The sequence below is a fragment of the Candidatus Nanosynsacchari sp. TM7_ANC_38.39_G1_1 genome (assembly GCF_004138385.1).
Genome location: NZ_PQNZ01000023.1, coordinates 1 through 11,090 on the forward strand (window position 1 = coordinate 1; position 11,090 = coordinate 11,090).

The following is an 11,090-nucleotide window of genomic DNA, read 5'->3' on the forward strand; positions in this document are numbered from 1 at the left end:
AGGCAGAGATATTGAACATTTTCCAGTGTATTTATTAGTTGGTATTGTATTATGGAATTTCTTTACCGAGGCAACAGTACAAGGATTACAATCAATAGTTTCGCGGGGCGACTTAATTCGCAAGATTAATTTCCCGAAATTTATTATTGTTGTATCCGGCACTATTTCTGCATTTATCAATCTTATAATAAATACAATCGTTATTTTGGTGTTTTGCGTAATCAACAGTGTGTCTATATCTGCAGAGGCGTTGCTTATAATTCCTCTGATAGCTGAATTGTATATCTTTTCATTGGCGGTAGCATTTTTTCTAGCAACGCTTAACGTTAAATATCGAGACATCGGTTATCTATGGGAAATATTCTTGCAAGCAGCATTCTATGCTACTCCGGTAATATATCCGTTGCAAATGGTTGTAAAACAAATGCCGTGGGCTGCCTCATGGCTAATGCTTAATCCGGTTGCTCAAGTAGTTCAAGATGTTCGTAAGGTATTAGTGACGCAACAAACACTTCAGCTGTATGATTTGGTGTCGTTTCCGGTGATGTTGACGCCGTTTGTTGCAGTTATCATCGTAATATTGCTAGCGGTTTTTTATTTTCGATCTAACCAGCGGTACTTCGCGGAGAGTGTTTGATGTCTAAGGCAATTGTCGAGATTAGCAAACTAACGAAATCTTTCAAAATTCCGCTTGAAGCTAGTTCGGGTGTTAAACAACAGTTGATAAATATACTAAAAGGTCGCAAAGGCTATCGTGTGTTTACGCCGTTAAAAGATATAAGTTTTACTATAAACGAAGGAGACTTTTTCGGTATAGTCGGCCGCAATGGTTCAGGAAAGAGCACGCTGTTGAAAACAATCGCTGGTATTTATACGCCAAATGGCGGTAACGTTAAAGTACACGGTTCGCTAGTGCCGTTTATTGAGCTCGGCGTAGGATTTAATCCAGAGCTAACTGGCCGCGAAAACATCTTTCTTAATGGTGCGCTGCTAGGGTTTAGCCATGAAGAAATGGAATCTATGTATAGCGCGATTGTTGAGTTTGCAGAACTAGAAGACTTTATGGAAGAACGGCTTAAGAATTATTCAAGCGGTATGCAGGTCCGTTTAGCCTTTTCAATTGCAATTCGCGCTCATGCTGATATTTTGTTGCTTGATGAAGTGCTTGCGGTTGGCGATGAGGCTTTTCAAAAGAAGTGCTATTCGTACTTTGATAAGCTTAAGCGTGAAAAACGTACTGTAATTTTAGTAACTCACGATATGGCGGCAGTCGAGAGGTTTTGTACAAAAGCAGTATTTATTGAAGACGGCCACGTTAAAATGATTGGTAAACCGTATCGTATTGCGGCGGCATATAGTCGTAGTAATAGCCAGAATTATGACCGGACGACTGGATTAAACAGTGATAACGAAGGGACGGTACCGTTCAAAATAGTGTTGCGTGGTATTGATGGTAAAGAAAAGACTATGTATGATTTCGAAGAAGCTATGATGGTAGATTTGTCATGGCAGCAAAAGGGTGTTAAACATGTAGGCGTTGCAATTTTTCGTGAAAACGGCGAGTATGTTTACGGACCGAATACTTACCAAGAAAAAACTAGCGCTATCAAAGATCAATCAGCACGCTACACTGTAAAGTTAAATCTTAATGAAGGCAGGTATTTTATCAAGGCCGGTTTGATGGGGGCTAATGATACAAAGGTGATTGCTTTTATCGAGGAAGGACCGTTTTTTTCAGTCCAACGCGATTATGGACATGGCCGCTGGGGCGGTGTGACGAAGCTAGATCACACATGGAAATAAAATATGCTACAACGCTTGAAAAATATGATAAAACACAATAGAGCGCTTTACTCTTTCTTGCTGTTATTGATTTCGCCATATCGCAACTATCTTGATTCGCGTCAGCGTAAACTATACGAATTATGGCAGCGTGATTACAAGGTTGTTCGTACGAACAAAAGGCTGTATAGGCAGCCGCTAGTGTCGATTATTGTGCCGGCTTACAATACTCCAACGAAATATTTAAGGGAAATGGTTCAGTCGGTTGAATCTCAATCATACGATAATTGGGAATTGATTATTGTTGATGATGCGTCGCCTGATGCAGGCTTGAAACAAGAAATCAGCGCTATAGCAAAGACTAATGCAAAAATAAAGCCTTTTTTTCTTAAGGCCAATCGCCATATTGCCGGGGCGACAAATTACGGTATCCATAAAGCTAGCGGGGAATACGTGGCGCTACTTGACCATGACGACGTGCTGCACCCAGACGCTTTATTGCGAATTGTCGAAAAGATAAATAATTTGCCAGATGTAAAATTTATATATACTGACGAGATTAAGCTTGATGAACGCGGACGACAATATCAACCATTTTTCAAACCTGATTGGAATGCTGATTTCTTGCGGTCGGTCAACTATATTACGCACTTTGCTGTCATGCAGCGGAAACTTTTGTTAGAGTTGGAAGGTGAAAACAGCAACTACAACGGAGCTCAAGATTGGGAGCTTTTTTTGCGCATAACAAGAATACTGCAGCCACAGCAGATTGCACATGTTTCGCAAATACTTTACTATTGGCGTGTCCATAAAAATTCTACTGCACAAGGGTTGGACGCAAAACCTTATGTTATTGACGCTCAGAAGAGAGCTTTAAATGACGATATCAAGTGTCGTCAAGTCCAAGCTCAAGTTGTGCGCGATTCAACATATGGCGCTCAGTGGCGGCTAAAATATTCTACGCCGCAAAATCTTACCATAAAAAATGTATTATTTAGCGAATCAACCACTGTGGGCGATGTCATTCGCGATGAAACTGCTGATATAATAGTATTCTCAGAGACTATGATTAAAGACATTGATAATTATAGTGATATGGGCGATGTGATGCGACTTGATATCGGTGCAGTTGTTCCGTCTGTAGCTGACGAGAGCCGAGTCATAGAAAACCTTACGTCAATCTTAGATAAAAAAATAGTAGAATGCATACAGACGCTAAGCCGGCGATCCTTTACGAAACACATTTATCTAACCGCTAGATACAATCTAGGTGCGATAGATCTTCCCGTGCTATTTATTGAACGGAATAAGTTGGCTTCGATTGATGGATTAACAAGAATAACTAGCCGATTGCTAACTAAAGCTCTTTGCGATAAAGGTCTAAAAACGTTACATAATCCATATATGACAACTAAGGAGGAGTAATAATGATACGTAAAGTTAATAATCTTGTAAAGAAAAGTGTTGTAATAATTAAAGACGATGGTGCTGTCCGCTTTGTAAAACGCGCAGCAAAGTATGCGTATTATAATAAATTTCCTGATAAAAAACAGCAAGTATATAAAGATATTTTGTTTATTAACGGCTGCACTTTGCCGCATCCAGAGCGCTACCGAGTTGCTCACCAGATGGAGCAGCTAATGTCGCAGGGGTTAACTGTTGAAAGCGTTTTTTATGATAGATTATCGCTTGATCAATTGAAGTATTATCGCGGATTTGTATTTTTCCGCTGCCCAATAACTGATACGATTCGCGAGTTTATCAAGCAGGCGCATTATTTTAATAAAACCTGTTTTTTTGATATCGATGATTTGGTAATTGACCAGAAATATACTGATTCAATTAAATATGTTCAACAGATGAGTGTCGATGATAAGCAGCTCTACGACGACGGTGTTAATCGAATGCGCGAAACGCTGGAGTTGTGCGATCATGTTGTTACCACGACCGCTCAACTGCAAGAGGAACTACAGCATTACACGAAGGGTGAAGTGCTGATTAACCGCAACGTTGCATCTGATGAAATGATTAAGCTATCTAATTTAGCGCTTAAGGCGGTTAGTAAAGACAGAGATAAAGTTGTTATCGGCTATTTTAGCGGTAGCATTACCCATAATGAAGATTTCGATCTCGTTATTCCTAGTCTTATTAAAATATTCGAAAAGTATCCGCAAGTTTATCTTAAGATTGCTGGTATTCTGGATGTTCCAGACGCCCTTGATCCGTATAAAGAGCGTCTTATTACGTCAGGATTTGTTGATTGGCGAGAATTGCCAGCTGTTATGGCGGAGTGCGATATTGTTTTGGCGCCGCTGGTTGATACGATTTTTAACCGCGCAAAATCTGAGAATAAATGGGTTGAGGCGGCTCTTGTAAAGATTCCAACTATAGCCAGCAATATTGGCGCTTTTGCAGAGAAAATTCAGAATAACGAAACAGGCATACTAGTAAACAATACTGACGCAGAGTGGTTTAAAGCGCTTGACTTACTAGTATCAGACTCGGTTTTGCGCGGTAAACTTGCAGATAAAGCTCACGAGGAGATAATTCATAACTATTCGACGGTGTACACTGGCTATAACCTAGCTTCGTTTGTTAGAAAGCATTTGGCGCGAAATATCGGTTTTGTTCTGCCTTCAACTGATATTTCAGGAGGAGTAATTGTCGCCTTAAAGCATGCTGATGTGCTAAGAAGGCACGGCTGGGACGTGACGCTAATTGACGCAGTCAGTAAACACGCTCTAAAAATCGCTAAGAAAACCTATAGCTATAGATATGAGCTGCCTGGATTTAATGTCGTTGCTACGCACAAAACTAAAATGAAAGCGTTTTTCGACACGCAGGTTGCAACGTTGTGGTCAACTGTCGAGCTAGTTAAGAAGCAGCCTAATGTTCGTAATCGGCTTTATTTTGTGCAAAACTTTGAAACGGATTTTTATATACCAGGTACTGGTGAACCGCGCTTTTTAGCGAACGCTTCTTACTGCGATCAATCTGGTATACGGTATATTACGATGTCACTATGGTGTCAGAAGTGGTTGAAAGATGTCTTTCATAAAGAATCCGAGTATGTCTCAAATGGAATTGATCTTGAATTGTACCCATATCGCGAACGGGATTTTACGGGCAAAATAAAGATACTTATTGAAGGCGATAGTAAAAGTGAGTATAAAAATACTGACGAAGCTTTTCGTATCGTTGAGAGGCTTGACCCTGATAAATTTGAGATTTCGTATTTATCATACCGCAAGGAGCCAAAAGATTGGTACCGAGTCGATAGATTTTATAATCGTATTGCTCCAGAAAAAGTTGGAGAAGTGTACGCAAGCTGCGATATTTTGATTAAAACTAGTATCGTTGAGAGCTTTTCATATCCGCCACTTGAAATGATGGCGACTGGCGGCGTATCTGTTGTAGTACCAAATGGTGGCAATGTTGAATATCTGAAAGATGATTACAACTGTCTGTTTTATTGCCAAGGCGATATCGATGCGGGCGTTGCAGCTGTCGAAAAGTTACTAAACGATAAAAAACTGCGCGATAAAATCATTAAAAATGGTCAAAAAACTGCTCAAGCTTATCAGTGGAGTAGGCTTGAGCAGCGGATTGTTGATATATACAAATAGAGATTTTATTTTTCAACAAGCTTTATTCTAACAGCTTCAATGTGTGATCCTGGTTTATCGCCGGCGACCTCACCGTTCTTTTTCCACTCTTGCCAACCAATCCATGATAGGTGAGTTTGGTAGTAAATATCATATTTCTTGGCGTCGGTTTCACTGAGGGATAGTTTTATGCCATTGAGCGCTTTTGTTTGGCCAGTAGTGCCGCAGATTTGTTGTTCGGTCACAGGTATATCTGCCGACCAAGGGTCGTTAGCCGATTTTGACGAGCAGCGTATGGTGATGGTCGATCCGTCGCGTTGTGATATAGCTTTGGCAATGCGTAGTGCCTCAACGGCGAACGATCGCCCCGTTGTACCAGACATGACACCCTGAGAGACGTTCGGCATCCAGCCAACGTAGCTGACGTGAGTTGCATAGTTGAGATCATACAAATCTGGGACAGGCGTATTGGCTGGGTTGTAGAATGCACCGCTAGGTAGGGCGATTGATTTTTTTGGCACTATACGAATCTGGATGGCCTCAAGCTGTCTGGTTGCACCAGTTGATCCGGCTGGCTCGCCATTTTTTGCCCAGCCCATCCAGCCGACATACTGCGAATAAGCACGATACCAGATATCGTATGATTTTGCAAGGTCGCTAGTGAGCATAAAACGAATTGCTTCGACTGATTTGAACTGACCAGTAGTGCCTGATATTTCGTTTGCATTTTTCCAGTCTTGCCAGCCAACCCATGAGACGTGAGACGAGTAACGAAGATTGCCAGAAATGCCAGTTTTATTAATAAGAGAAGCTTTGACGGCTTCAATCCGACGGCTTTGGCCGGTAGTGCCGCTAATCATTTCATCAGTGACTGTTGGTTGCCAGCCAACCATGCCAACGTGCGAGCTAATCGAGGCTGCTAGCGGTGAAGAATCTCCCTTTGTATTAACATTTTTGAAAGCTTGGCCTGAACCTTCCGGAGCGCTAGATCCTTTGTGAACAAGCCGGATTTCTAAGGCCTCTATGTTATTTCCAGGTCCGCCCGTTATGCCGGCTGGCTCGCCATTTTTTGCCCAACCCATCCAGCCGACATAGCTGACATGCGCGCGGTAGTATAAGTCATATTTTGCAGCAAGCGATCCAGTTGGTTGAATTTTGACTACTTGAATAGGCCGGTTGAGATCGGTTGTGCCAGACTGCATACCTCCATATACAGTTGGCTGCCAACCGCGTTCCTCGCTATACGATGAATAGGTAACTTCACCGTCAATAGTGAAGGCTTGCATGGATTTGCTCTGGCCGGTAAAGCCAGTAATGCCGCGATTGTGTACTAGTCCAGTCCAGCCATAGTAGCTAATATGCGATTTGAAACTAATGATCGGGCGGCTGTATTGGGTCGAACCAAACCAGTCGTTCCAAACGCGCCAAAAGTTACGATTGCCATAAGCGCTGCAATGGTCGCCTAGTCCGTACATATTATTAAGAGCAGCCTGATTTGGCTGATACGGAGTGTAAGTATATAGTGCAGCTGTTGCCTTGCTGGCAATATATACATCTCCAGCGCCGCAGCCGCGCTGCACTACATTCCACAAAATTGAGTTAGTAGCGAACGGTTTCTTGTAGCTCCACCACGGTTTTTCCATGTTGTCGAGATACCAGCGCATTAATTGGGCTCCAGATTCGACTTGCATTGAGAAACCAGCATAATTGCGGTCGCAATTTGCGCTACCGCCGGGACCGCTGTCTGGACAATGTGAGCCCATAGCGTAAGTATATTGGCTTTGCAAAGGCCAATTATCTGTGGTGAGCGGGCCGGCCGATTCAGTAGCGATTTTAACTAAGATAACTTTCGGATTGAGGTTATTGCGTTTTGCTGCATCGTAGATTATTTGTGCTGCGCTAACAGCTCCTGCTGGTATTGAACCGCTAAAGTTATTGGCAGGAATGTAGTTGCCTGGCGAGTATTTAGGAACTTCATAATAATCTTTTAGACAGACATAAGGCGGACCTGCCCAGCCTCGCGAAGTGGCATATTGTGCGCGTGTAATATCGCCTCTGCCTTTTTCGACAGCGTGCCCAGTTCCGTATGTGTCGCAATTTGGGTTGACGCTGTTGAGGAATGCTTGGATATCAGCAACTGTCATGTCATCAGAATTAGTAAATACAAAATCGTCGACGATGTTGCCAGCGCGCCAATCGCTAGCGGTGACGGCACTCGATTGATTAGCAAAAAACACTAAACTAAAAACACCAATTGCAGCAACGGCAATGGCAGAGATAAATATTCTCGTTTTCACCATTAAATCTCCTTTGTTAAAGTTTTAGTTATAGGCTTGCCGTTGAGTGGAGTTACCGATAATGAAATAGTCCATTGGCCACTGCCGACTGAAGATACGGGTACTGAAAATCCAGCACAGGTGGAATATTCTGGCTGGTATATAATATCAGCATTCTGCGCAACCTTTTTTCCATTAGCGGCTACAGCTAGAGAGCATTTGCCTTGTGAATAACCCTGTTCTTTTAATTTTACGATAATTGTAACGTTATCCCCATCTTTATCGGCTGAGAGCTCGATTGACGAGTTGTCTGTTGGTACTGGTGCAGGTTTACTTTTCTCAACAGACTTTTCTTCGTTATCTTTTGCTGTGTTAAGGAATGATTCTTTGGTATCTTGATTGGCTTTTTCTTCAGATTTTTTTTCTTGCGACGTTGGCTCTTTACTGATATTTGGTACGGTTTCTTTGGGAAAAATTGAGATAATACCGATCTTATCAAGCGCGAAAACACTCCCGCAAATCGCGACAGCTACAGCAAGGGTAGCTACTAGGATTTGCTTTTTTGAAAGTTTTTTATTTGTAATTCTCATATTTACATTATTTTAACACAAGCAAGCATAAGTGCAAAGATTGGATCGAGTTTATTTATAAGTCCACACCGTCTCAAAAACATAAAACCCAAGCACTAAAGCTAGCCCAAAGAACATAATAAGGTTAAATACTTTTTCGTTCTTAGCCCTTACATTAATATACTTCTGCAGCCATAACCCTACCGGCACCAACATAGCTGCTGTTGCTGTAAAATATCTACCCTGAACACCATCCGCATAATACGCTCCCTCGCCAAACCTAAACGGCAATAAGGCCCATGCTGTATACATAGCATACGACACTGCACAAACAAACAATCCAATTGTCGCTAAATTATACACTGCCAATTTACTAGTACACTCTCCTAACAATTCCTGGTCTTTCTTGTTGTAATGAAGGAGAGAGAGGAAGAGGAGGGAAAATGAGGGTAGTAATATAAAAAGTGGCAACCCATATTTAAAAGCAGAGAATGCGCCAATCACGCCCCTCAGGATATCGTCGGATACGGGCAGGTTTGGGTTTAGGTAAGTATTAAATAATATCTGGATAAATTTGAGCGGATTGCTATGAAGCGGATTATGCGGTGTGCCAGTGGTGAGTAAGGGTTGTGTGTATACATGAAGCCACGCTATTAAACAAAGGCCTGCTAATATTACTGCTGCTGAGAGAACCAACCATTTTTGCGGAATAAAAGATATTTTTGATTTTTTATCTGGAACAAAGAGGCGCTTCGGCAAGAAAATGACTGGTGATAATAAGAGTATTGTTACCGACTTTGTGAGAATTAACAAGCAGGCTATAGCAATAATAAGCAACTGCTGTTGTCGAGTTAACGGGCTTTTTTGGCTAAAGAGATTTAATGTAGCAGCAATAGCGGTAAAAATTGCGATATTTGTCACACTATCTCCGGAAAGAGACGCTGCCAAATGTATCATTAGCGGAAATAGGCCGGTTGCTACGAATGTCCATTTGCCAACGCGTACCCATTTTATAATGAAGTAAAGAGTAAATGAGTAAAATATTAGATTAGCTAATCTTCCGAACATGATGGTTACTCCGAGTGAACCATGTATGAGATTTGCCAAAATGATACCAATTGTCTGCGGTAGATGCATAATTGGAGGATAGCCAGTTGCGCTGCTGCATTTCCCTGTCTCTGTATCGCTGCGGTTTATGATCTTCTTATAGCTAGTTACGAAATTATTTACATCTGCTTCTTTTGCTTTTAATACCACTTCTTTAGGTAAAGTACAGGCAACTCCTGATTCAATTTTTCCTTGGGATAACCCATAGGCTCGCATATAATGTACACCTTCGTCATTGACTGACAGCAGAGGTACGGTGGCTGCCGACAACACCCCAAAAAATAAAGACAAAGATATAAAGACGTTTTCAGGCTTTTTAATAAACGATAGAAAGCGAGGCCAATATTTTTTCATATACTAAGCAAATTATAAAGTAGAGTAGTTTATTGAGCAAACTTGCTATACTAATGACATGCAGTCGAAAAAAAAGGATTACATCTGGAACTCACTAGGCTCATTGTTACAGAGTGCGATCTCTCCAGTATTGCTAATTGTTATCACTCGACTAAACGGCATTGACGATTCTGGACTGTTTTCATTTGCAATATCACTTTCAGTGGTGTTTTGGGCGGTTTCTTTATGGGGTGGTCGGACTTATCAGGCATCTGATGTCAAGCGGGAGTTTTGCAGTGGCGGTTATGTCGCTGTGCGTTTCGTTGCATCGCTTATTGTGGCAGTTTCTGCAGTGGTGTTTTGTGTATTGAATGGATATAACGCTACTAAAACAGGCTTGATTATGATTTTGGTAGCCTTTAAAATTTTAGAATCAATTGCCGATTCGTTGTATGGTGTTTTGCAAATCCATCGTAAATTGTATATCGCTGGTATATCACTAACCATGAAAGCGATTCTTGGTTTTGGGGTATTTATAGTGGTTGATATTGTAACTAAAAATGTCATGTATGGCACGTTGGCGATATTGCTAGTCAATGCGCTCATTATCCTTCTGTACGATGTGTTATGGGTACGACGTGTTGAGGCTATTGCTATGAATAAAAAGTTCATCAAAGAATACGCCGGTCAGGCTGTCGTAATCATGAAACGTACTTCAGCGGTATTTGTTGTGATGTTTTTGACGATGTTTTCACTCAATATCCCGCGGTATTTTTTGGACAAGTCCCATCCTGACCAAATTGGTTATTTTGGAATTATGGCAATGCCAATTACGCTCCTTGGACTCTTCATATCGTTTATCATTCAGCCGAATGTCGTGAATTTGTCTGAGTTATTAGCAAAAGGAAAATTGAAGGAGTTCGCGCGAATTGTTGGTAAGATTAATCAAATAACTTTTGGGATGGGCGTACTTTCAGTTGTCCTGAGCTATTTGATTGGTGTTTGGATGCTTAACGTTATTTTTGGCATCAATATCAATAATTTCCGCCTTGATTTGACAATTATGGTTATTGGCGCGGCGGCGAACGCTTTTGTATCAATTTATGTTAATTTGCTGATAATTATGCGTCGGTTTAAGGGGCAATTTTACACACTACTACTCACGGATATTTTGGCGGTAGTGGTGTCTATGTGTTTGATTGAGCGGTTGGCGATGTTAGGTAGTGTGCTAGTTTTTATGCTAATCAGCTTTTTGCAACTAGCACTTTTGTTGGTCATCTACAAGCGGTCGCTAAAAGATGCTATAATAATTGACAAAGATAAAGGGGAATTATGAGTAAGAAATACGTAATTTTAGGAGCAGGTGGACAACTAGGTAAGGCATTGTGTACCATGTTTCCAGATGCTAAGGCATTATC

Annotated in this window: 8 protein-coding genes; 5 read left to right on the top strand and 3 right to left on the bottom strand. The window is 41.4% G+C overall.

Annotated features, from left to right (window positions below):
* From G1ANC_RS02220 to G1ANC_RS02235, 4 genes are all read left to right on the top strand, one after another.
* A partial coding sequence (locus tag G1ANC_RS02220; RefSeq protein ID WP_206660707.1) for an ABC transporter permease occupies nt 1-637 on the top strand: 637 nt, incomplete at its 5' end.
* The gene (locus G1ANC_RS04015) at nt 637-1,803 is read left to right on the top strand and encodes an ABC transporter ATP-binding protein (RefSeq protein WP_164997975.1); all 1,167 of its coding nucleotides are present in this window, start codon (nt 637-639) and stop codon (nt 1,801-1,803) included. The genes G1ANC_RS02220 and G1ANC_RS04015, both read left to right, overlap by 1 nt.
* A 180-nt stretch (nt 1,804-1,983) precedes the next feature.
* Entirely contained in the window at nt 1,984-3,207 is a 1,224-nt protein-coding gene (locus G1ANC_RS02230; RefSeq protein WP_164997976.1) for a glycosyltransferase, read from the top strand.
* A gap of 2 nt (nt 3,208-3,209) precedes the next feature.
* A complete protein-coding gene (locus tag G1ANC_RS02235; RefSeq protein ID WP_129693402.1) occupies nt 3,210-5,408 on the top strand; it encodes a glycosyltransferase in 2,199 nt (732 codons plus the stop codon).
* 5 nt (nt 5,409-5,413) lie between these two features.
* Here G1ANC_RS02235 and G1ANC_RS02240 read toward each other — a convergent pair whose 3' ends face one another.
* From G1ANC_RS02240 to G1ANC_RS02250, 3 genes are read right to left on the bottom strand one after another with little or no spacing between them, the layout of a single operon-like run.
* Nucleotides 5,414-7,687, bottom strand: coding sequence for a hypothetical protein (locus G1ANC_RS02240; RefSeq protein ID WP_129693403.1), 2,274 nt, complete (start codon nt 7,685-7,687; stop codon nt 5,414-5,416).
* Nucleotides 7,687-8,253 (bottom strand): hypothetical protein, encoded by a 567-nt coding sequence (locus G1ANC_RS02245; protein ID WP_129693404.1) that lies wholly within the window; start codon nt 8,251-8,253, stop codon nt 7,687-7,689. The genes G1ANC_RS02240 and G1ANC_RS02245 overlap by 1 nt, the downstream gene beginning before the upstream one ends.
* 51 nt (nt 8,254-8,304) lie before the next feature.
* On the bottom strand, nt 8,305-9,693 hold the full coding sequence (locus tag G1ANC_RS02250; RefSeq protein ID WP_129693405.1) for a DUF2142 domain-containing protein: 1,389 nt from the start codon (nt 9,691-9,693) through the stop codon (nt 8,305-8,307).
* A 58-nt stretch (nt 9,694-9,751) separates the two neighbouring features.
* Here G1ANC_RS02250 and G1ANC_RS02255 point away from each other — a divergent pair, with 58 nt between their 5' ends.
* Entirely contained in the window at nt 9,752-11,008 is a 1,257-nt protein-coding gene (locus G1ANC_RS02255; RefSeq protein WP_129693406.1) for a lipopolysaccharide biosynthesis protein, read from the top strand.
* Nucleotides 11,009-11,090: the final 82 nt, after the last annotated feature.